General features: G+C 65.6%; 19 protein-coding genes and 3 pseudogenes. 9 read left to right on the top strand and 13 right to left on the bottom strand.

The genetic code is table 11. The features are described from left to right. Positions 1-3 precede the first annotated feature (3 nt). The 9 genes and pseudogenes from Atro_RS08955 to Atro_RS08915 all read right to left on the bottom strand — a co-directional run bounded on the left by Atro_RS08955 (position 4) and on the right by Atro_RS08915 (position 8,671). A pseudogene (locus Atro_RS08955) lies at positions 4-1,313 on the bottom strand (nucleotide sugar dehydrogenase). A gap of 861 nt (positions 1,314-2,174) precedes the next feature. Further along, positions 2,175-2,333 (bottom strand): DUF1328 domain-containing protein, encoded by a 159-nt coding sequence (locus tag Atro_RS08950; RefSeq protein WP_152388788.1) that lies wholly within the window; start codon positions 2,331-2,333, stop codon positions 2,175-2,177. A 534-nt stretch (positions 2,334-2,867) separates the two neighbouring features. Beyond that, complete coding sequence (locus Atro_RS08945; RefSeq protein ID WP_497927651.1) at positions 2,868-3,917, bottom strand: AI-2E family transporter; 1,050 nt, start codon at positions 3,915-3,917, stop codon at positions 2,868-2,870. A 344-nt stretch (positions 3,918-4,261) separates the two neighbouring features. Continuing rightward, positions 4,262-4,690 carry a KGG domain-containing protein gene (locus Atro_RS08940; protein WP_497927292.1) on the bottom strand — a complete coding sequence of 143 codons (429 nt, stop codon included), beginning with the start codon at positions 4,688-4,690 and terminating at the stop codon, positions 4,262-4,264. A gap of 194 nt (positions 4,691-4,884) precedes the next feature. After that, positions 4,885-5,052: an Em GEA1 (EM1) gene (locus tag Atro_RS08935; protein ID WP_152388792.1), complete on the bottom strand. Its 168-nt coding sequence runs from the start codon at positions 5,050-5,052 to the stop codon at positions 4,885-4,887. A 16-nt stretch (positions 5,053-5,068) separates the two neighbouring features. Continuing rightward, on the bottom strand, positions 5,069-5,245 hold the full coding sequence (locus Atro_RS08930) for a hypothetical protein (RefSeq protein ID WP_497927291.1): 177 nt from the start codon (positions 5,243-5,245) through the stop codon (positions 5,069-5,071). Positions 5,246-5,667: 422 nt separating this feature from the next. Then, entirely contained in the window at positions 5,668-6,675 is a 1,008-nt protein-coding gene (gene cydB, locus Atro_RS08925) for a cytochrome d ubiquinol oxidase subunit II (RefSeq protein WP_497927290.1), read from the bottom strand. 3 nt (positions 6,676-6,678) lie between these two features. Then, a pseudogene (locus tag Atro_RS08920) lies at positions 6,679-8,111 on the bottom strand (cytochrome ubiquinol oxidase subunit I). Between the two features lie 110 nt (positions 8,112-8,221). Then, complete coding sequence (locus Atro_RS08915; RefSeq protein WP_497927650.1) at positions 8,222-8,671, bottom strand: DUF421 domain-containing protein; 450 nt, start codon at positions 8,669-8,671, stop codon at positions 8,222-8,224. A gap of 771 nt (positions 8,672-9,442) precedes the next feature. On the opposite strand from Atro_RS08915, the gene Atro_RS08910 reads away from it, so the two are divergent. After that, entirely contained in the window at positions 9,443-10,303 is an 861-nt protein-coding gene (locus Atro_RS08910) for an SDR family oxidoreductase (RefSeq protein ID WP_497927289.1), read from the top strand. A gap of 88 nt (positions 10,304-10,391) precedes the next feature. On the opposite strand, the gene Atro_RS08905 is transcribed toward Atro_RS08910, so the two are convergent. Beyond that, positions 10,392-10,901, bottom strand: a complete 510-nt coding sequence (locus tag Atro_RS08905) for a ferritin-like domain-containing protein (protein WP_497927288.1) — start codon at positions 10,899-10,901, stop codon at positions 10,392-10,394. Positions 10,902-11,163: 262 nt separating this feature from the next. On the opposite strand from Atro_RS08905, the gene Atro_RS08900 reads away from it, so the two are divergent. Continuing rightward, positions 11,164-11,676 carry a DUF4142 domain-containing protein gene (locus Atro_RS08900; RefSeq protein ID WP_497927287.1) on the top strand — a complete coding sequence of 171 codons (513 nt, stop codon included), beginning with the start codon at positions 11,164-11,166 and terminating at the stop codon, positions 11,674-11,676. 427 nt (positions 11,677-12,103) lie between these two features. Further along, positions 12,104-13,450, top strand: a complete 1,347-nt coding sequence (algB, locus tag Atro_RS08895; RefSeq protein WP_497927286.1) for a sigma-54-dependent response regulator transcription factor AlgB — start codon at positions 12,104-12,106, stop codon at positions 13,448-13,450. Between the two features lie 94 nt (positions 13,451-13,544). Here the strand turns inward: algB and Atro_RS08890 are convergent, their stop codons facing one another. Continuing rightward, on the bottom strand, positions 13,545-13,724 hold the full coding sequence (locus Atro_RS08890; protein ID WP_497927285.1) for a con-10 family general stress protein: 180 nt from the start codon (positions 13,722-13,724) through the stop codon (positions 13,545-13,547). Between the two features lie 260 nt (positions 13,725-13,984). Between Atro_RS08890 and Atro_RS08885 the strand changes: the two genes are divergently transcribed. Further along, a complete protein-coding gene (locus Atro_RS08885) occupies positions 13,985-14,416 on the top strand; it encodes a CopD family protein (RefSeq protein WP_497927284.1) in 432 nt (143 codons plus the stop codon). Between the two features lie 23 nt (positions 14,417-14,439). Here Atro_RS08885 and Atro_RS08880 read toward each other — a convergent pair whose 3' ends face one another. Further along, positions 14,440-14,892: a DUF2231 domain-containing protein gene (locus Atro_RS08880; RefSeq protein ID WP_497927283.1), complete on the bottom strand. Its 453-nt coding sequence runs from the start codon at positions 14,890-14,892 to the stop codon at positions 14,440-14,442. Between the two features lie 63 nt (positions 14,893-14,955). On the opposite strand from Atro_RS08880, the gene coxB reads away from it, so the two are divergent. The 4 genes and pseudogenes from coxB (at position 14,956) to Atro_RS08860 (ending at position 19,559) form a co-directional block, all read left to right on the top strand. Beyond that, positions 14,956-15,903 carry a cytochrome c oxidase subunit II gene (gene coxB, locus Atro_RS08875; protein WP_497927649.1) on the top strand — a complete coding sequence of 316 codons (948 nt, stop codon included), beginning with the start codon at positions 14,956-14,958 and terminating at the stop codon, positions 15,901-15,903. Next, positions 15,900-18,412, top strand: a pseudogene (gene ctaD, locus Atro_RS08870) (cytochrome c oxidase subunit I). The gene coxB and the pseudogene ctaD overlap by 4 nt, the downstream one beginning before the upstream one ends. Further along, a complete protein-coding gene (locus tag Atro_RS08865) occupies positions 18,409-18,744 on the top strand; it encodes a hypothetical protein (protein ID WP_497927282.1) in 336 nt (111 codons plus the stop codon). Before ctaD ends, Atro_RS08865 begins: the two are co-directional and overlap by 4 nt. Next, positions 18,735-19,559, top strand: coding sequence for a cytochrome c oxidase assembly protein (locus tag Atro_RS08860; protein WP_497927281.1), 825 nt, complete (start codon positions 18,735-18,737; stop codon positions 19,557-19,559). The genes Atro_RS08865 and Atro_RS08860 overlap by 10 nt, the downstream gene beginning before the upstream one ends. A gap of 6 nt (positions 19,560-19,565) precedes the next feature. Here the strand turns inward: Atro_RS08860 and yaaA are convergent, their stop codons facing one another. Then, complete coding sequence (gene yaaA / locus Atro_RS08855) at positions 19,566-20,345, bottom strand: peroxide stress protein YaaA (protein WP_497927280.1); 780 nt, start codon at positions 20,343-20,345, stop codon at positions 19,566-19,568. A gap of 73 nt (positions 20,346-20,418) precedes the next feature. Here yaaA and dmeF point away from each other — a divergent pair, with 73 nt between their 5' ends. Further along, positions 20,419-21,402 carry a CDF family Co(II)/Ni(II) efflux transporter DmeF gene (gene dmeF, locus Atro_RS08850; protein WP_497927279.1) on the top strand — a complete coding sequence of 328 codons (984 nt, stop codon included), beginning with the start codon at positions 20,419-20,421 and terminating at the stop codon, positions 21,400-21,402. The last annotated feature ends 140 nt before the right edge of the window (positions 21,403-21,542 follow it).

Here is a 21,542-nt window from a genome sequence, read left to right as displayed (position 1 = left end):
GGATTACCAGCAGATCCCTTCGGCGGCGCCGTTGGTGCGCTCGGGCATGAAGCCGATCAGGTCGATGACCTTCTTGCCGGCCGGAACTTCCTTGGCCAGCTTCTCGAAGCGCGGATCGGCGTTGCCGAGGACGATGATGTCGGCTTCGGCGACGACCTTGTCCAGGTCGGACTGGAGCAGGGAGGAGACGTGGGGGATCTCGTTCTTGATGTAGTGGCCGTTGGCGCCGTGATCGCGGGCGTATTCGACGTTGCTGTCGAAGATGCTCAGGTTGAAGCCCTTGCCGACCAGCATTTCGGCCAGCTCCAGCTGCGGGCTTTCGCGCAGGTCGTCGGTGCCGGCCTTGAAGCTCAGGCCGAGCAGGGCGACCTTGCGGGAGCCGTGCTTGTCGATCATGTCGTAGGCTTTCTGCACCTGGACGGCGTTGCTGCGCATCAGCGAGCTGATCAGCGGGGCCTCGACGTCCCACTGGCGGCGCGGTAGCTGAGGGCGCTGACGTCCTTGGGCAGGCAGGAGCCGCCGAAGGCAAAGCCCGGGCGCATGTAGTACTGCGACAGGTTCAGCTTGTGGTCCATGCAGACCACTTCCATCACCTCGCGGCCGTCGACGCCGGCAGCCTTGGCGATGTTGCCGATCTCGTTGGCGAAGGTGACCTTGGCCGCGTGCCAGACGTTGCAGGTGTACTTGATCATCTCGGCGACGGCGATGTCCTTGCGCACGATCGGGGCGTCGAGTTCGGCGTAGATGGCTTCCAGGGCGTCGCCGGAGGCCTTGTCCAGCTCGCCGATCACGGTCATCGGCGGGAAGTTGTAGTCCTTGATCGCGGTGCTCTCGCGCAGGAACTCGGGGTTGACCGCCACGCCGAAGTCGACGCCGGCCTTCTTGCCGGAGAACTGCTCGAGGGTCGGGATGACCACGTTGTGCACGGTGCCCGGCAGCACGGTGCTGCGCACCACCACGGTGTGGCGCTCGCTCTTGTCGCGCAGGGCCAGGCCGATCTGACGGCAGACTTCCTCGATGTAGTCGAGCTCCAGATCGCCGTTCTTCTTGCTCGGCGTGCCGACGCAGAGCATGGACAGATCGGTGGCGAGGACCGCCTCGGTCACGTTGGTGGTGCCGCGCAGGCGGCCGGTCTTGATGCCTTCGGCCAGCAGTTCTTCCAGTCCCGGTTCGACAATGGGGGATTTGCCCTGGTTGATCATGTCAATCTTGGCGGCGGAAATATCCACGCCGAGCACGTCGTGCCCACGCGTCGAAAGACAGCCGGCGCATACTGCACCCACATAACCCAGTCCGAAAATGCTGATACGCATCGCGTTCACCTCGTCCTTTATTTATGACGCTTACAGAAAATCGACGACTAAAAACCTTAGCCATCAGGTTGCCGGCGGCCCTCAACCGAAGTTGCAGGCCGAAAAAGTCAATAAGTTAGTACGCCCAATAAGTCGGCGTTAAAGCAAGGCAGGTTTTCAGGGATGCTTCATCAATTATTCAAGCGTTCCGCAACGGATCATTCGGTATAACTCGCCCCACACTTTCGCGGACCGCCATCCATTTGCCACTACAGCATCCAACTCGTTGCATCGATTGGTATTTTTGCTGCTTTGTGTGACCTTCCATGGTGCTTGTGCAAGTTTTTATCTGAACCGAACGGTTGCAGCCCTAAGAAGCATTTTTCTAGGGATAGTTCCCCGGGAGTTTTGTTTTTCCGGTGGCGTCTTCGGCAGTTTGCCAGCAGTCGCTCCGTCTCGCCCAATACAGAGTGCAGGCACTTAGAGAAGTTCCATGGCTATTGGCTGGCCAGCATGGAATAAACGAAATTTTCTCATTTGCAGTGTCTTTTTAATATCATGGTGATGTCAAAAAGGCGGGTTGCAAGGGGTTATTGATATCTATTTGATACTATTTAGATATCACTTGGCTGCTCGCAAGCGTTTCGAGTCGAGCAGGGGAACATCGCCGGCGTTCAAGCGTTGCGTGCGGCCGGCAGGGGTGTCGGTCGGTAGGGATGCCGAGTAGATGGCTGGCGCGGAATCCGGCGGACAGCACTTGGCGGGGGGAGCGCTCCCCCGCGAAGTGCAGGCTTGAGAAAGGGCGAGAAACGTTTGCCCGCTTTTCGTCAGGGCTGTTTTGAACGATACACCGGGGCGCTGAAGATAAAGGGGCTCTTCGTTCTAGCCGGTGCGGCCGAACAACAGGGAAACGACGAAGAGAATCAGGAAGAGTACGAAGAGTATCTTCGCAATACCGGTGGCGGTTCCTGCAATACCACCGAAGCCGAGCAGCCCTGCAATTATGGCGATGACCAGAAATATGATTGACCAAGTTAGCATGTCAGGCTCCTTCGCTTACGGGTGTGATGACTACAATCCATAAGACATCCAGAGACTCAAAAGATCCAACGCGGCTGAGGTATCAACAGATTCTGATAACTGCCTCTGGAAACCGTGGCTTTGGAAGTGTCCGCGGTGGGCAGGTGTTGCAAGGAAAGTGAGGACTCCTGAGCGGGGATCGAGGCAGCCTTATCGAGCGAAAGAGTATTCCCGCAGTATATGGCCGCACCCAGCGTCAGGATAACCACAATACTTGCAGGGAGGCTTTTGCGACGCAGAACAGAATGAAGTTTGCCATGGTTCATGTTGACAATCCCTCGGTTGTTTCATGCGTTGTTGTTTTTACCGCCCGGTAATAATTATTGAAGCAAGCGACGCGCCAAGCCGGGAAACTTCGGGATTGCCCATCATTTCAAACAGATAACCTGGCAAGGCACGATCAGGTGCGTTGCAGGGTGCAGGATTGGCGGTCGTTTTCCTGTGCAATTTGCACGAAGCGGCACATGGCCAAGTGCCGCAACGATGGCGGAGCGTTCAGCGGGTCTGCGAGGCGAACAGATTCCAGCTCGACACAAACAGGGCCGCGATCACCGGGCCGATGACGAAGCCGTTGAGGCCGAACAGGGCCAGGCCGCCCAGCGTCGATACCAGCACCAGGTAGTCCGGTATCCGGGTGTCCTTGCTGACCAGGATCGGCCGCACGATGTTGTCCACCAAGCCGATGATGAAGATGCCGCAGGCGGTGAGCAGTACGCTCTTCAGAATGGCGCCGCTGAGCAGGAAGTAGATGGCGACCGGCCCCCAGATCAGCCCCGTGCCGAGGGCCGGGAGAAACGACAGGAAGGCCATGGCGACGCCCCAGAGCAAGGCCCGGGGGATACCCAGCAGGGCGAATATCGCGCCGCCCAGGGCGCCCTGGATGACCGCCACGACGATGCTGCCCTTGATGGTGGCCTGCACCACGCAGGTGAAGCGCTGGAACAGCCGGCTCTTCTTCATTTCGCTGAGCGGAATGGATTCGCGGATCTGGGCGACCAGGACGGTGCCGTCGCGCAGGAAGAAGAACAGCAGGTAGAGCATGACGAAGAAGCCGAGGACGAACTCGAAGGTGTTCTGGCCAATGTTGAAGGCCTTGCCGGCGAGGAACTGGCTGCCCTGCATGACGGCGCTGGCGATCCGGTCGCGCAGGCCGCGCCGGCTGTCCAGGCCGAAGCGCTCCATCAACTGTTGCAGGGGCTCGGGCAGACGGTTCCTGAAGTCTTCGAGCAGGCCGGCGAAATCGATATCGCCCGCCTCGAGTTGGGTATAGAGAGCGGCGCCTTCCTGGATCAGCAAGATGGAGATGATGGTGATCGGCAGGACGGCGACGATCACGCAAACGAACAGGGTGAGCGAGGTGCTCAGGTTCGGATGATTCCCGCCGAAACGGCGCTGAAAATAAAGCTGCACCGGATGGAACAGGATGGCCAGCGCAATCGCCCAGAAGATGGCGCCATAGAAGGGCAGGATGATCCAGGCGAAGGCCACGGAGACCAGCACCAGCAGGAACAGGAAGACCCGGAACTCGAAGCGTGGATTGATCATCGGGCGTCGCGCCATGGCCGGGCGTGCGGCATGCCGCGGCGGGCAGGGACGGGTGCGGGAGAATTCGCCATCGTGAGGCCTTCCTGTGCTGTGGCGAACTTGAGGATAGCCGGCGCCCGCAAGCCTGCACGCAGGCGTCTGCGAAGCGCGGGGGCGTTGGGGAGGGAGAGGGTGGCGTCAAGCGCCGGCGTCGGGGGACCTGCCGGCAGGTGCAGGGCTGGCGTGCGGCGCCGACCCGCTGGCGGACATCGCTAATGCCGTCGGCGCATTTCGTTTTCTTCCCGGCTTGAAAAGGGGGGATACGTTCCCCCCTCGTTCAAGCGCCTGTTATCGCGAACGATGCGTTAGCGTTTGCGGTTCTGGTCTTCCTGGCGGGACTGGCTGGAGCTGCGGCCTTCCTGGCTGCCGCTTTCCCGCCGGCTGCCCTGCGCGTCCTCCTGACGGCCGCCCTGTTGACCCTCGGCGCGTTTGCCTTCCTCGATCAGCTCGCGTACCCGCTGGCCGCCCTTATGGCCCAGTTCCGAATAGCCCTCCGGGCCGAGCTGTTCCTTGCGGGCCTCGCCACCCTTCTTGCCCAGTTCCGAATAGCCTTCCGGGCCGAGCTGTTCCTTGCGGGCTTCGCCGCCCTTGTGGCCGAGTTCGGAGTAGCCTTCCGGGCCGAGCTGTTCCTTGCGGGCTTCGCCGCCCTTGTGGCCGAGTTCGGAGTAACCTTCCGGGCCGAGCTGTTCCTTACGGATTTCGCCGCCTTTCTGGCCGGCTTCCCGCACGCTCATGCTGCCTTTTTCTTGGCCTTTTTCTTGGCCTTTTTCTTGGCTGCGGTCGGAGCCGGAGCCGCCTTGACGTGAAGTTGCCATGATAATGCTCTCCTGATCGTTTCGACTTGCATCTGGGGCCTGGTTGTTTCAGCTCCCTGTTCAACCGATTCAGTTCCCTTGGATCGACGCTCGAATACTCATCAAGTCATGGGCTATTTTTCGCCTTTGGCTTTTTTGCCTTCCTTGATGAGTTCACGAACGCGCTGCCCGCCTTTATGGCCGAGTTCGGAATAACCTTCCGGCCCGAGTTGCTCTTTGCGGGCCTCGCCGCCGCGGCGACCGGCTTCGCTTACACTGATCGAACCTTTTTCATTTGCCATGACGTTACCTCTCGGTTCAGTGATTGCCTCGGAATTTCCTTCGTTCTTCGATGGAGTTGCGCATCCGCGTTCCCTCTTGCGGACCACCCCGGTAGCCGAGCTGCTCATAGAATTCGCGTCCATGCAGCACGGAAGAGGCGGCGCCTTTCCGGCCTGACTGCTTGATGCTCCGGCGGCCTCTGGCTTTGCGCATGGCTCACCTCCTCTCGATACGGCTCGTTTGAACATGCAACTATTTTCCCGAGTGGAAGTGCACTCTCGATGCAATATCGGCTGCTCTACCTGTATGCGTGTCCGTTAGTCGCTGAATACTCGCTTGGGAAACAGTTGCTAAGTTCGATGACGGCAGGCAGGCAAGGTTTCCGAATACCGACGAATGGCCGTTCATATTATTTTTGGCGAATGGTTAGTGCCGAAAAGGTTGTTTCAAGTTGCGGTTAATTACCGGGCGCAAGTTATCCGATTCGATCCGGCAGAACTTTTGGCGCATGAAAGACAAACAGCCAGTCGAGCGTCTGGAAGTTCGAAAGAGCGTGCCGGAAGTTTATCCGCGCGACAGGTTGAGCTGTCGCGCGGGCAAAACGTCGGTTTCGCTCGGCCCGCGGTCGGCGGTGCTCAGTGGTAGCCCTCGCCGTGCCGCACCTTGCCGCGGAACACGTAGTAGCTCCAGGCGGTGTAGCCGAGGATGACCGGGACGATCAGCAGCGCGCCGACCAGCGCGAAGCCCTGGCTCTGCGGCGGTGCGGCGGCAGCGTGGAGAGTGATCGACGGCGGGATGATATGCGGCCACAGGCTGATGATCAGGCCGCTGTAGCCGAGGAAGATCAGCGCCAGGGTGAGCAGGAAGGGCCGCACGTGATCGTTGTTGGCCACCGAGCGCAGCAGCGCCCGCACGCTCAGCAGCACCAGCAGCGGCACCGGCAGGAACCAGATCAGGTTGGGCAGGCTGAACCAGCGCCGGGCGATGGCCTCGTGGGCCAGCGGCGTCCACAGGCTGAGGAGCCCGAGCACCGCCAGCAGCACCAGGGTCAGCGGCCTGGCCAGGTCGTGCATGCGGCGCTGCAGGCGGCCTTCGGTCTTCATGATCAGCCAGGTGCAGCCGAGCAGGCTGTAGGCGACGACCAGGCCGAGGCCGCAGAACAGCGGGAAGGGCGCCAGCCAGTCGAGCGCGCCGCCGGCGAACTGGCCGTCGACCACCGGGATGCCGTCGATGAAGGTGCCCAGCACCACGCCCTGGAAGAAGGTGGCCGCCAGCGAGCCGCCGATGAACGCCTTGTCCCACAGGTGCCGATGCGCCTCGCGGGCCTTGAAGCGGAACTCGAAGGCCACGCCGCGGAACACCAGGCCGATCAGCATGAACACCAGCGGCAGGTAGAGCGCCGAGAGGATCACCGCATAGGCCAGCGGGAAGGCCGCGAACAGCCCGGCGCCGCCGAGCACCAGCCAGGTTTCGTTGCCGTCCCAGACCGGCGCCACGGTGTTCATCATCACGTCGCGGTCGTGGCTGTCCTTGAAGAACGGGTAGAGCATGCCGATGCCCAGGTCGAAGCCGTCCATCACCACGTACATCATCACGCCGAAGCTGATGATCGCCGCCCAGATCAATGAAAGATCGATGCCCATGATTCAGCTCCTCGTGCTCGGCGCGCCTTCGTCCAGCCCTTCCTCGGGCGCGGACAGCGGCCGCGCCGGCGTGCGCGGCCGGCCCGCCCCGCCGCTGACCGGCGGCTCGCGGCCCTCGCCGGTCTGCGGTCCCTTGTGCACCAGATGCAGCGCATAGACGAAGCCGATGCCGAACACCGCCAGATAGACCACCACGAACAACAGCAGGCTGATGCTCATCGCGGCGACGCCGTGCGCCGAGACCGCGTCGCGGGTGCGCAGCAGGCCGTAGACCACCCAGGGCTGGCGGCCGACTTCGGTGGTGAACCAGCCGGCGAGGATCGCCAGCAGCCCGGACGGCCCCATCCAGAGCGCCAGGCGCAGGAAGGGCCGCGACTGGTAGAGCTCGCCGCGCCGGCGCAGCCACAGGCTCCACAGGCCGGTGGCGATCATCAGCAGGCCGAGGCCGACCATCACCCGGAAGGTCCAGAACACGATGGTCGCGTCGGGCCGGTCCTCCGGGGCGAACTCCTTCAGCGCCGGGATCGGCTCGCTCAGGCTGTGCTTGAGGATCAGGCTGCCGAGCACCGGGATCTCCACGGCGAAGCGGGTTTCCTCGCGCTGCATGTCCGGCCAGCCGACCAGGATCAGGGGCGTCGGCTCGTTCCCGCGGTTCTCCCAGTGGCCCTCGATGGCGGCGATCTTCGCCGGCTGGTGCTCCAGGGTGTTGAGGCCGTGGAAGTCGCCGATCAGCGCCTGTACCGGGGCGACCAGCAGGGCCATCCACATGGCCATGGAGAGCATCTTGCGCAGCGCCGGGTTGTCGTGGCCGCGCAGCAGGTGCCAGGCGGCCGAGGCGCCGACGAAGAAGGCGGTGGCCAGATAGGCGGCGACCACCATGTGCAGCAGACGGTAGGGGAACGAGGGGTTGAAGATCACCGCCAGCCAGTCCACCGGAATCAGCTTGCCGTCGACGATCGCGTGGCCCTGCGGGTGTGCATCCAGCTGTTCGAGGCGAGGATCCAGAAGGTCGAGATCAGGGTGCCGATCGCCACCATCAGGGTGGCGAAGAAGTGCAGCCCCGGGCCGACCCGGTTCAGGCCGAACAGCATGACGCCGAGAAAGCCGGCCTCGAGGAAGAAGGCGGTGAGCACTTCGTAGGCGAGCAGGGGGCCGGTGACGCTGCCGGCGAAGGTGGAGAAGGTGCTCCAGTTGGTGCCGAACTGGTAGGCCATGACGATGCCGGAGACCACCCCCATGCCGAAGTTCACCGCGAAGATCTTCAGCCAGAAGTGGTACAGGTCGAGGTAGACCTGTTCCTTGCTCTTCAGCCAGAGCCCTTCGAGCACCGCCAGGTAGCTGGCCAGGCCGATGGTGATCGCCGGAAAGAGAATGTGGAAGGACACGGTGAAGGCGAACTGGATACGGGCCAGGTCGAGTGCTTCCCATCCGAACATGACAAGTCCTCCCAAGCGGCGGCGGCAGGGACGTCCATCCTGGTTTGGAGGGGAACTGCGCCGCGACGTTCAATGATTTTTTCGACTGCCCGGCCAGTGGACGGGGCGGATCATTCGGACGAGTAGGGGATGATCGAGATTTTGCCGTTCTTCTCGAGGATCGCGTACTTGATCTGGTTCATCCGCTCCAGGCCCTGGCTCTGGCGTGCTGCCAGGAGGATGTCCTCCTCGCGCAGGCGGGCCTCGCTCAGGCGCTTCTTCAGGGGCCGGCCGTCCTCGACGATCAGCGTCGAGGTGCCCTCGATCAGCGCATCGACCCGGGCGAAGCGGAGCTTGACGAGCGACAGGCCGACGTCGATGGCGATCAGGGTCACGATCACGATGATCGCGTTGATCAGCGAGAAGTCCTCGCCCACCAGCGCCTGCTGCGTCGCCTCGCCGATGATCATCAGCAGCAGCAGGTCGAAGTTGCTGATCTCCGCCAGGGTGCGCCGGCCGGCGATCTTGAACAGCACCAGCAGGACCAGGTAGATCGCGGCGGCGCGCAGAACGGCGTCCATCGCTGCCTCCTCACGGATAGATGAACTGGGGAAGGCCACGCTATCGCCTTCGAACCAGGCCGTGCCGTGCACCGGGCCGAGACGCTCGGGGCGGATGGTCAGGTAGAAGCTCAGCTCGCCCTGTCCGTCGGCCCGGCCGACGAGCTCCAGCCCGCCGGCCTGGCTGCGCGCCGCCACGGGTTGCGGTTGCAGGTGTTCGATCGTGTAGGCGTGCAGGAACGCCGGGTCGAGACGCAGGGTCGCGGTTGCCGAGGGGCGGGTCCTGGCCGTGAGGATCAGCCGGCTGCCGGCGCCGCTGCGCAGGAAGCGCTCGTAGTGCACCGTCAGGCGCTGTCCGGGGCTGCTGGCGCTGCGCTCGCTGAGCGGGCCGCCGGAGAACAGACCGCTCAGGGCCAGGGCGACGAAGGCGAGCAGCAGGGCGAAACCGATCCGCTCGTGTTTCCAGGTCTTGCGCTGGCGGGCGATCTGGTCGGCGATCGGGTAGTCGCGCGGGGCGAAGTCGTCCTGCGGCGTGCGCTGTGCGGAAGCATCGGGCGAGGCGTCGCTCATGGCAGTGGCCTGTGCGTCTTGCTGCTCATTAATGAGTGACCGCCATTTTCGGCTTTTGTCGCGCCGGCCATCGATATCCGCCGCGTCGCGGCGCTGCGCCCGAACTCGGAAAAACCCATCGAGTCTGCTGAGGGGAGAGCGCCACGCCATCGCCCCCGGCGCCGCCGCGCCGGTCACGCTCCATTCCATCCACCTGTTACTTCGAGACGTAAGGGGAACGCCATGGCTGAGAACAAGCAAACCCTGCCGCCGCAGCACCAGGAGCAGCGGCCCGGCAAGGAAAGCGCGATGCATCCGCGTCCGCAATACAAGGCCGAGGAGTACAAGGCGGCCGGCAAGCTGGAAGGCAAGGTCGCGGTCATCACCGGCGCCGACAGCGGCATCGGTCGCGCCGTGGCGGTGGTCTTCGCCAAGGAGGGGGCCGATATCGTCCTGCTCTATCTGGACCAGCCGGAAGATGCCGAGGAAACCCGCCGGGAAATCGAGAAGCACGGCCGCCGCTGCCTGGCCCTGGCTGGCGACGTGGCCGATGCCGCGTTCTGCCACATGGTGGTCGAGGAAACCCTCGGCCAATGGGGACATCTGGACGTGCTGGTCAACAACGCCGGCGAGCAGCACCCCCAGGAGCGGCTCGAGGACATCAGCGAGGAACAGTGGGAGAAGACCTTCCGCACCAACATTTTCGGCATGTTCCAGCTGACCAAGGCGGCGCTGCCGTCGATGAAGGAGGGCGACGCGATCATCAACACCACCTCGGTCACCGCCTACAAGGGCAATCCCAAGCTGATCGACTACTCCTCCACCAAGGGGGCGATCACCGCCTTCACCCGGGCCCTGTCGGCCAACCTGGCGCCGCGCGGCATCCGCGTCAACGCGGTGGCGCCGGGGCCGATCTGGACGCCGCTGATCCCCTCCACCTTCAGCGAGGAGGAGGTGGCGCATTTCGGCGCCTCGACACCCATGCAGCGTCCCGGACAGCCTGAGGAGGTGGCGCCGGCCTATGTGTATCTGGCCTGCAGCGACTCGTCCTACGTGACCGGGCAGGTCTTGCACGTGAACGGCGGGACAGTGGTCAACGGCTGAGCGGGCAGGCGCCCGGTGCCGAGCTGTCGCTCGGTGCCGGGCGCGTCGCTGGTTGGTGGGGGGACTGGAAAGGAAGAGGCGGCGGGCGTCAGCGTTTGGCGGCCACGTCCGGGGTTTCCGAGCGGCTCAGGAACTGGGTGGTGATTTCCGGCAGGTAGTTCAGCAGCCAGTCGGCCATGGCCTGCTCCTGCATCAGGATTTCCTGGGCGATCCGCTTGGTTTCCGTGTCGCCGGCCATTTCGGCGGTCGCGATGATGATCCGGTAGGAGGCGATCTCCATGTTCTCGAAGACATAGGAACTCATCGCGCCCTTGATCACCTCGTCGCTCATGACCACGCCGCTCAGGCCCTGGCCGAAGGCGACGACCTTGGCCGCCAGGTCCTTGAAGGCCGAGGGGCTGCTGCCCAGGCGGTTGATGCAGCTTTCGATCTGGGCTTTCTGCCAGCGGGTTTCCTGCAGGTGCTGATCGATGCGCACCTTGAGCTGGGGATAATGTTCGATACGGTCGGAAAGAGACTCCAGCATGTTTTCCGCCTGCTGTTCCATCGCATGGGCGTCGCGCAGCCAATCGAGCAGGTTCTCGTGAACAGTTGCCATTTGGTGTTCTCCTCGATGGGGGTGGATGGTGCATTGGGTAGAATCCGCCGTTCCTTCGAAAGTTCATCCCGGCTGACGGGTGGGATTCAACTTTCTGGCACTTGCCGATATGCAGCAATAGCGCTCGATTGACAGGGGCCTGTTTGGGCGTCCGATATTTCAGAACTATCTCAGACCGGGTAAGTCGTAACTTTGCCGGGACAAGTCGTTCGCTGTCGGAAAACTTCTTATATGGGAATCTTTTCTAAAGAGGTAACAAGCCATGTTAAGAATATATAAAGCCTTTTTCGCTGCGCTCTTGCTGGCCGTATTCGGCAGCGTATATGCCGCCGATACCATGGATGCCGACGATTTCGTCGACGAGGCTTCGGCCAAGGGCATAGCGGAAATCGAAAGCGGCAAGCTGGCCCTGCAAAAGAGCACGTCCGCGGATATCAAGGCCTTCGCCCAGAAAGCGATCGACGACCATACCGCGATGAACAAACAACTGGCACAGATCGCCACGACCAAGAAGCTGGAAGTGGCCACCGAAGCCGAGCTGATGAGCAAGGCCAAGAAGTGGATTCTGCAACTGCGCGAAGGCGAGTCCTTCGATGAGGCCTATGCCAACAACCAGGTCGTCTCCCACGAGCATACCATCCAGCTGTTCCGCGATGCCGCGCAGAAGGTCGACGACGCCGAACTCAAGGCCTTCGCCAGCAAGGCCCTGCCGGGCCTGGAAAAGCACTGGGAAGAGGCCAAGCAACTGGCCGCGACCCACAAGAAGAACGACTGAGAGCCGGCTCGCGCGCTTGCGCGCGGATGGCCCAGGTCAGCTGCAACGCAGCGAATCAAGCGGTCGAGGAAGCGGCGTTCACGAGCGCATGGGCATGACTCGTTCCGTTCGTCGTCTTTTCCGCCGCACCGGGCCGGTCCCGACGTTTCGGAGCCGGCCCTTCGATCCGGGGCACCTGCCGCCCCATCCGCACCGGCGGTGCCGCCGGTCGGTGCCGCACCCCGGCATCGCCCCTGTCCCGCTTTCCTGATCAAGGCGCATAGCCGGCAAATTGCTTTCATTTCCCCGCCAGATTGGCGCTTTCTTCGGTCTTGCCAAGGCCTTCGCCGGAGCGGCTCCGTTCGCCGCGCGGAGACGACGCTGCGGGAGGATTGCAACTACGCTGAAAATCCTGAATGTGGGAAGACGCATGCAAACGAGGGGGAGAATGAAACCATCGACAGAGGTTTCCGGCCGCGTTCTCTTGCTGGACGACGAGCCGGCAATATTGCGCAGTTTTCGCGCCTGCCTCGAGGAGCGAGGCTACAGCGTGATGAGCGCCAGCAGCGGGGCGCAGGCGGAAGCGCTGCTGCAACGTCAGGTTTTCGATTTGTGTTTTCTCGATCTGTGCCTGGGCGAGGAGAACGGCCTGGAGGTGCTGCAGCGCCTGCGCAGCCAGGCGCCCTGGATGCGCGTGGTGATCGTCACCGCGATGGGTGCGGTGGACACCGCGGTCGAGGCGATCCAGGCCGGCGCCTCCGACTACCTGGTCAAGCCGTGCAGTCCCGACCAGTTGTGCCTGGCCGCGGCCAAGCAACTGGAGATCGGCCAACTGGCGACGCGCCTGCGCGCGCTGGAGGGCGAGCTGCGCCCGCCCAGCGATGTCTTCGGCTCGGACAACCCGGCGATGATGGCGGTCCTGGAAACCGCCCGGCAGGTGGCCGGCACCGATGCCAACGTCCTCGTTCTCGGCGAGTCGGGGACCGGCAAGGGCGAGCTGGCGCGTGCCATCCACGGCTGGAGCCAGCGGGCCAGAAAGGCCTTCGTGACCATCAATTGTCCTTCGCTGTCCGTCGAGCTGATGGAAAGCGAGATGTTCGGACACAGCCGCGGGGCTTTCACCGGCGCCACGGAAAGCACTCTGGGACGGGTCAACCAGGCCGACGGCGGCACGCTGCTGCTCGACGAGATCGGCGATTTCCCGCTGTCCCTGCAGCCCAAGCTGCTGCGCTTCATCCAGGACAAGGAATACGAGCGGATCGGCGATCCGGTGACGCGCCAGGCCGATGTGCGCATTCTCGCCGCCACCAACCGCGACCTCGAGGCCATGGTGCGTGCCGGGCAGTTCCGCGAGGACCTGCTCTACCGGATCAACGTGATCACCTTGCACCTGCCGCCGCTGCGCGAGCGGCCCGAGGACATCCGCAACCTGGCCGAGCGCTTCCTGCTCATGTTCGTCAAGAACTACGTCCGTCCGGCGCGCGGCTTCAGCGAGGCGGCGCAGGCGGCGCTGCTCGGCTACCACTGGCCGGGCAATATCCGCGAGCTGCGCAATGTGGTCGAGCGGGCCAGCATCATCTGTTCCCAAGAACTGATCGAGACGAGCCATCTGGGGCTCGGCGAGCCGCCGGTCGGCAGCGTGCCGCGGGTCGGCATGCCGCTGCGTCTGGACGAGCTGGAGAAGGCGCATATCGCCGCCGTGCTGGCGATCAGCGAAACCCTCGAACAGGCCGCCAGGACGCTCGGCATCGATGCCTCGACGCTGTATCGCAAGCGCAAGCAGTTCGGTTTGTGAGGCGGGCACGGACCGCCAGGGTGGGAATCCAAGAAGGCGAGAGCATCGCCCGATTATGGATGAATCGGGCGATGCTCTCGGTCCGGCTCAGAGATTAACGGCCCTTGCCCGTTTGTCCGCCGTGACTGCGCTGGCCACCCTTGCGGCCGGCTTCGGAGGCTTTCTCACGGTCGTTGGCAAAGTTTCCGCCACTGTTGTGACCACCCTTGCGGCCGGCTTCGGAAGCTTTCTGGCGGTCATTGGCAAAGTTGCCGGGGTTGCTGTTCTTGGTCATGTTTTTTCTCCATGAAGGCTGAACAAGCAGGTATTCATGCACCCTGCACGAATACTGAAAACACCCCTTGGCGAGAGTTCCGGAATTTCCATGGCAACGAGACGCAGCGGACAAACGGTACAAGTCTGCGGATTAAAGGCCAGGCAACTTTCAATATATGCGCCGGCTATATGCACCGTCGGCTACTACACTCACAGCGGATATTGAATGCGCACTGTTTCGACCATGCCGGCCAGTCGGTAGGCAACAGGAAACATGCCATGCACTGGAACTCGGGAAGTTTCGCCATGCCCTGGTTGCTGGTCGTACATATCGTCTTTTTGCTGATGTGGTGCGGCGCGCTGTTCTATCTGCCGGCCCTGATAGCTGCCGGCGACTTCGAGGTTTCCTCCGGCGAGCCCAGCCGGCCGGCCCGCCAGCTGTTCACCCTGCTGGCGACCCCGGCGGCGCTCTTCACCATCCTCAGCGGCACCCTGCTGTTTCTGCTGCAGGGCACGCTCGGCACCTGGCTGATCCTCAAGCTGACGGCGGTGGCCGCCATGGTGCTCTGCCATACCCTCTACGGCGCGCTGATCCTGCATCTGGAGCGCAAGCCGCAGAGCGCCGTGGCCGTGCCCTGCGTCGCCCTGGCGGCGGCCTCCGCGGTGGCCGCGCTCTGCGTGGTCTGGCTGGTGCTGGCCAGGCCGCTCTGAGGAGGCTCCCGGTGGCGAACCGTTCAGCCTTCCACCTCGACGCCCACCGCATGCTCGTACACCAGGCGGCCGCCCAGCCAGGCGGCGAGCACGATCAGCAGGGCGGTCAGCACGGACAGGTACAGCCCCCAGGGGTAGATGGGCTCGGCCTCCCGGTAGCGCTGCAGCCAGTTCAGCGAGGCCAGCGAGAGCATCATCACGGCGAGGACGGCATGGCACCAGCCGGTGACCAGGCGGCGAATCCGCCGCACGGTGAACAGGTCGACGAGGCCGGCACTGCTGGCGATCCAGCCGCCGAAGGCGCCGACGCCGGACAGCCACAGGCTGGCCCTCGCCCAGAAGGGGTCGCCGCTCAGCAGGTAGCCGAGGTCGCTGGCGACCAGCCCGAACAGGGCGGCGACCGGGAAGTGGATCAGCATCGGATGCAACGGGTGGCCGCCCAGGGCGGCGCGGCTGCGGATGGTCGGCTCGGGCATCGGGAGTTCCTCGGCAAGCGGCGGCGGACCGCCTACGGGCATCTGACCGCCGCCGGCCTGGCAATGCTCCTGGCCGGCTGCGAGGGGCCGCAGTCGATCCTCGACCCGGCCGGTCCGGCGGCGCAGGCGGCGGCCTGGCTGTGGTGGGGCATGTTCGCCTGGTTCGGCCTGGTGCTGCTGCTGGTCGTGGTCCTCTGGCTGGTGGCCCTGCGCCGCGCACCGCGCCAGTACGACCCCGGGCAGGCCCGCCAGCTGGGCCGGCGCTGGATGCTCGCCGGCGGCGTGCTGCTGCCGGGCTTGAGCATCCTGGTGCTGCTGGCCTTCGGCATCCCGCTGGGCCTGCGCATGCTGCCCCTGCCGCTGGACGGGCCGCCGCCGCTGCGCATCGAGGTGACCGGCCATCAGTGGTGGTGGGAGGTGCGCTATCCCGCGACCGGCGTGGTCACCGCCAATCAGCTGATCCTGCCGGTCGGCCGGCCGGTGGACGTGGAAGTCACCAGCGCCGACGTGATCCACGCCTTCTGGGTGCCGCGCCTGGGCGGCAAGCTGGATATGCTGCCGGGACGCCGCCTGACCCTGCGCCTGCAGGCCGACCGGACCGGCCGCTACCGTGGCCAGTGCGCGGAGTTCTGCGGCGCCCAGCACGCACACATGGCGCTGGCGGTCGAAGCCCTGGAAGCGCCGGCCTTCGAGGCCTGGCAGGCGGCCCGCCGGACCGCGCCAGCCATCGCGCCGCAACATGCCGCGGCGGTGGAGGCCTTCCGTCCCTATTGCGGTGCATGCCACCGGGTGGCCGGGGTGAGCAGCGGCCAGCGGGCACCGGATCTGAGCGACGTCGGCGCGCGGCCCAGCCTCGGCGCCGGCACCCTGGCGAGGGGGGAGGGGGCCATGCGCCGCTGGCTGCGCGAGCACCAGCAGCTCAAGCCGCACAACGGCATGCCGCGCCACGACCATCTGCCCGAGGCCAGCCTCGATGCCATCGCCGCCTGGCTGGAGACCCTGGTCCCATGAGCGATCCCCGCTTCCAGCACCACGAACGGCTGCATCGGGACTTCCATGCCGTATGGGGCAATCCGACCGGCTGGCGGGCGCTGTCCGTCGTCAACCACAGCAGCATCGGCCTGCGCTTCATGGCCACCGGGACGGTGTTTTTCCTCATCGGCGGGCTGCTGGCGATGCTGATCCGTGCCCAGTTGGCGCGCCCCGACCTGCCGCTGATCGATCACCAGACCTACAACCAGCTGTTCACTCTGCACGGCTCGGTGATGATGTTCCTCTTCGCCGTGCCGATGGTCGAGGGGCTGGCCGTCTACCTGATCCCCAAGATGATCGGCGCCCGCGACCTGCTCTTTCCGCGGCTCAGCGCCTTCGGCTACTGGTGCTACCTGTTCGGCGGCGTCATCCTGGTCTCCAGCCTGGCCCTGGGCCTGGCGCCGAACGGCGGCTGGTTCATGTACACCCCGCTGAGCAGCGATGCCCATTCGCCAGGGGTGAACGCGGATTTCTGGCTGCTCGGCATCGCCTTGGTGGAAGTTTCCTCGCTGGCCGGCGCCATCGAGCTGGCGGTGTCGATCCTGCGCGGCCGCGCCCCCGGCATGAGCCTCGACCGGATGCCGCTGTTCGCCTGGTACATGCTGGTGACGGCGCTGATGATCGTCTTCGGCTTCCCGCCGCTGGTCCTCGGCAGCCTTCTCCTGGAACTGGAGCGCACCGCGGGCTTCGCCTTCTTCGACGTCGCCCGCGGCGGCGATCCGCTGCTCTGGCAGCACCTGTTCTGGCTGTTCGGCCATCCCGAGGTCTACATCATCTTCCTGCCGGCGGCCGGCATCGTCAGCACCCTGCTGCCGGTATTCGCCCGCTGCCCGGCGGTGGGCTATCGCTGGGTGGTGCTGGCGGTGATCGGCACCGGCTTTCTCAGCTTCGGCCTGTGGGTGCACCACATGTTCACCGTGGGCATTCCGCTGCTCGGCCAGGCGTTCTTCTCCGCGGCCAGCATGCTGGTGGCAGTGCCCACCGGCATCCAGGTGTTCGCCTGGCTGGCCACCCTGTGGACCGGTCGGCCGCTGTTCAATGTGCCGATGCTCTGGCTGGTCGGCTTTCTGGTGATCTTCGTCGCCGGCGGGCTGACCGGGGTGATGCTGGCGCTGGTGCCCTTCGACTGGCAGGTGCACGACACCCACTTCGTGGTGGCGCACATGCACTACGTGCTGGTCGGCGGCATGCTCTTCCCGCTGATCGCCGGGCTCTACTACTGGCTGCCGCACTTCTCCGGGCGCCTGCCGTCCGAGCGCCTCGGCCGCTGGGGTTTCTGGCTGACCTTCGTCGGCTTCAACGCGACCTTCCTGGTGATGCACTGGACCGGCCTCCTGGGCATGCCGCGGCGGGTCTACACCTACCCGGCGGGGCTCGGCTGGGACCTGCCCAACCTGGTCTCCTCGGTGGGCAGCTTCGTGATGGCCATGGGCGTGGCCATGGTGCTGCTGGACATCGGCCTGCATTTCCGTTTCGGCCGCCGCGCCGGCGACAATCCCTGGCAGGCCGACACCCTGGAGTGGGCCACCGCGCTGCCGCCGGCCGCCTACAACTTCGTCAGTCTGCCGACCTGCACCGGTCGCCATCCGCTGTGGGAGAGCCCGGACCTCGCCCGGAGCCTCGCCGCGGCCACCACGGACTGTCGAGCATCGACCACGGCCGGCGCGAAACCTGGGGCAGCGACCCGCTGACTGCCGCGGTGCGCGAGATCGTCCACCTGCCGGGCAACAGCTGGCTGCCGCTGTATGCGGCGCTGGCCCTGAGCCTGGTCTGCCTGTCCCTGCTGAACGGCGCCTATGGCCTGGCCGGCGTGGCGGCGCTGGCGGCCCTGGGCATCCTGCTGCGCTGGTCTTGGGTCAACGGCGCGCACCCTCTGGCGGCGCCGGACGCGCGTACCCGGCCGGGCGATCCGCCGCTGCATTCGCGCACCTTCGACGGTCCCGGCCGGTGGGGCATGGGCACCAGCCTGCTGGCCAACGGCGTGCTGTTCTTCTCGCTGATCTTCGCCTGGTTCTACCTGTGGACCGTGGCGCCGAACTGGCAGCCGCCGGCGCGCTCGCCGCTGCCGGGAGGGGCGCTACTGCTCGACGGGCTGCTGCTCGGTGCCATCGCGCTGGGTTTCCGCTGGCTGGTGCGGCGCTTGCGTCGGGGCGCGCTGTGCGGTCTGGAGGCGGGGCTCTGGACGCTTGCCGCGCTGGGCCTGCTGCAGGCGGCGGGGCTCGCCTGGCTGCTCTTCTCGATGCCGCTGACGCCCGGCGCCAGCGCCCACGACGCGCTGATCGCCACGACCCTGGGCTACCTGCTGCTGCACTGCGCCCTGGCGCCGCTGTTCACTGCGCTGCAGGCCTGGCGGGTGCGCCTGGGGCTGGTCGGCGAGCGGGCGCCCTACGAGCCGGGGGTGATTCTGCAGTGGTGGGACTACTGCCTGCTGATCTTCTGGGTGAGCTACTGCGCCCTGGTGCTGTTTCCCCGGGGGATCGGCGCATGAGGCCGGGCCATCCGCTGCAGCTGGCGCTCGGCCTGATCCTCTGGAGCCTGTGGCTGGTCGCCGTGTACGCCGGGCTGTCGCTGGGCTGCCTGTCGGCCTGGCCGGGCGCCGGAGCGGGGCCGCTCACCTGGCTCAACGGCCTGCTCGGCGTCTTCAGTCTGCTCACCGCGGCCTGGCTGTTCGGCTGTGCCTGGCGGCTGTGGCGGTCGCCGCCGCCCGCGCTGGCGGCGCGGCGCTTCGTGGTGCGGGTCGGTGCCGCGGTCCATCTGCTGGCGGGGGCCGCCACGCTGTACGTCGGCCTGCCGATCCTGGCGCTGCCGCCATGCCTCTGAGCGGTCTGCTGCTCCTGCTGCTGCCGGCCGGGGCGCAGGCCCACGGGCTGTTCGACGCGGGCCTCGGCCGGCTGCTGGGCGAGCGGCTGCTGGCGCTGCTCGGCGCCGCTCTGCTGGCCGTTGCCTGGACCGGCTACGTGGCAGGCTGCCGGCGCCGGCCGGCGGCGCTGCGCCAGCGCCTGTTGCTGCACGGAGGCTTCCTGCTCGCGGCCCTCAGCCTGTTCGGCCCCCTTGACGACGCCGCGGAAACCAGCGCCGCCCTGCACATGCTGCAGCACATGCTGCTGATGCTGGCCGTCGCCCCGCTGGCCGTGCTGGCCCGGCCGCTGCCGCAATGGCGCAGCCTGTGCGGCCCGCGCCTGGGTCGCCTGTGGCGCGGCCCGCTGCGCCTGGCCCGGCGGCCGCTGGCCTGCGCCGTACTGCACGGCGCGCTGATCTGGATCTGGCACGCGCCGGGGGCCTACCGGCTGGCGCTGGACAACCTCTGGTGGCACCTCGTCGAGCATGCCTGCTTCCTGTTCAGCGCCTGGCTGTTCTGGTGGTCGGTGCTGCGCGCCGGGCCGCGCCAGCAGGGGCAGGCGCTGCTGGCCCTGCTGCTGACCAGCATGCATACCGGTCTGCTCGGTGCGTTGCTGAGCTTCGCCCGGGTGCCGCTCTACCGCGATGGCGGCGAGCTGGGCGACCAGCAGCTGGCCGGCCTGCTGATGTGGGTACCGGGTGGCCTGGTCTACCTGCTCGCCGCCCTCGGGTGCGGGCTGCGCTGCTGGCAGCGTCTGCTGCGCCGCAGCGCCTCGGCGGCCGGCCCGCGGCCATGACGGCCGTCAGTCCATCGGCTTGTCGCGCAGGAATACCAGGCGCTCGGGCGTGGAGTGGCTGACCGAGAAGCGGTAGCCCCGGTCGTCGAAGTCCTTGAGGCCTTCCGGGTCGCGCAGCCGCTCCTTGATCACGTAGCGGGCCATGCGGCCGCGGGCCTGCTTGGCATAGAAGCTGACGATCTTGTACTGGCCGTTCTTCAGGTCCCTGAATTCGGTGTCGATGACCCGGCCGCGCAGCAGCGGGCGCCTGACCGCTGAGAAGTACTCGTTGGAGGCCAGGTTGAGCAGCAGGTCGTCGCCCTGGTCGTCCAGCGCCTCGTTCAGCCAGTGGCTGATGCGCTCGCCCCAGAAGGCGTAGAGGTCCTTGCCGCGGGCGTTGGCCAGCTTGGTGCCCATCTCCAGGCGGTAGGGCTGCATCAGGTCCAGCGGGCGCAGCACGCCGTAGAGGCCGGAGAGCATGCGCAGATGGGTCTGGGCGAAGTCGAAATCGGCCTCGTCGAAGTCCTCGGCGTTCAGGCCGGTGTAGACGTCGCCCTTGAAGGCGAGCAGGGCCTGCTTGGCGTTGGCCGGGGTGAAGTCGGGGGTCCATTCGGCATAGCGCGCGGCGTTGAGCCCGGCGAGCTTGTCGGACAGGCTCATCAGCTCGGCGATCGCCGGCGGGGTCAGCTCGCGCAGCCGGACCATGAGTTCGGCGGCATGGTCCAGGTACTGGGGCAGGGTGTGGCGCGCAGTGACCGGCGGGCTCTGGTAGTCGAGGGTCTTGGCCGGGGAAATCACCATCAGCATCGTTGCTCTCCTTCGGATCTGCGGTGATTCTAGCGTCTTTGGCTAGCACCCTACGTTTTCCCGGAGTCACCCGATGATCGAATGCAATCACGAACACTGGCAGTCCTCCCACGACTATCGCCCGCTGGAGGCGGGCAGCGAGCGCCAGGCCTGGCTGGTGGTGGCCCTGACCGGGGTCACCATGCTGGTGGAGATCGCCGCCGGCTATGCCTTCAACTCCATGGCGCTGCTGGCCGACGGCTGGCACATGGCTTCGCACATGGTGGCGATCGGCCTGACCGCGGTGGCCTACCTGCTCGCCCGGCGCTACGTGCAGGACCCGCGCTTCGCCTTCGGCACCTGGAAGATCGAGGTGCTGGCCGGCTTCGCCAGCGCGCTGCTGCTGGTGATGGTGGCGCTGTTGATGCTCGTCGAGTCGCTCTGGCGGCTCTGGGAACCCCGCCAGATCGCCTTCGACCTGGCGCTGTGGGTGGCGGCGATCGGCCTGGCGGTCAACCTGCTGTCGGCCTGGCTGCTGCGCGACCAGCACGATCACCATCACCACGGGCATGGTCACGGCCATCACGGCCACGACCACGACCACGACCATCACGGGCACGGCCACGCCCACCGCGATCTCAACCGCCACGCCGCCTACCTGCACGTGCTGACCGACGCGCTCACCTCGGTGGCGGCCATCGTCGCGCTGCTCGGCGGCAAGTTCTTCGGCTGGAGCTGGCTGGACCCGCTGATGGGCATCGTCGGTGCGCTGGTGATCGGCGTCTGGGCCAAGGGCCTGCTGATCGAGACCGGCAAGGTGCTGCTCGACCGGGAGATGGACAGCCCGCTGGTCGAACGGGTGCGCACCACCCTGGAGAACGAGCCGGACACCGAGGTGGCCGACCTGCACCTGTGGCGCGTCGGTCGTGCCCAGTACGCCTGCATCCTCAGCGTGGTGACCCATGGCGACCGCAGCGCGGACCGCTACAAGGCCTGTCTGACGGGCATTGCCGGGCTGGTGCACACGACCGTGGAGGTGAATCGCTGCGAGGCAAGGCAGGCAGGCGGGCGGGAGTGAATCCTTTCACTGTAGCGGCCCCGGAAGGAGCCGCCAAGGTCATTCGGCAGCGGCATAAAAAAAGCCTGGCTGGTGCTGAAAAGTACTTTTTTCTGTCATCCGTTTTGCTGTATCAACGAAGCCAGACCGTCTGACAGACC

It is taken from the genome of Azotobacter tropicalis (assembly GCF_059739045.1).
Note: the sequence above shows the minus strand (reverse complement) of the source record. Positions and strands in the feature narration are given on the sequence as shown.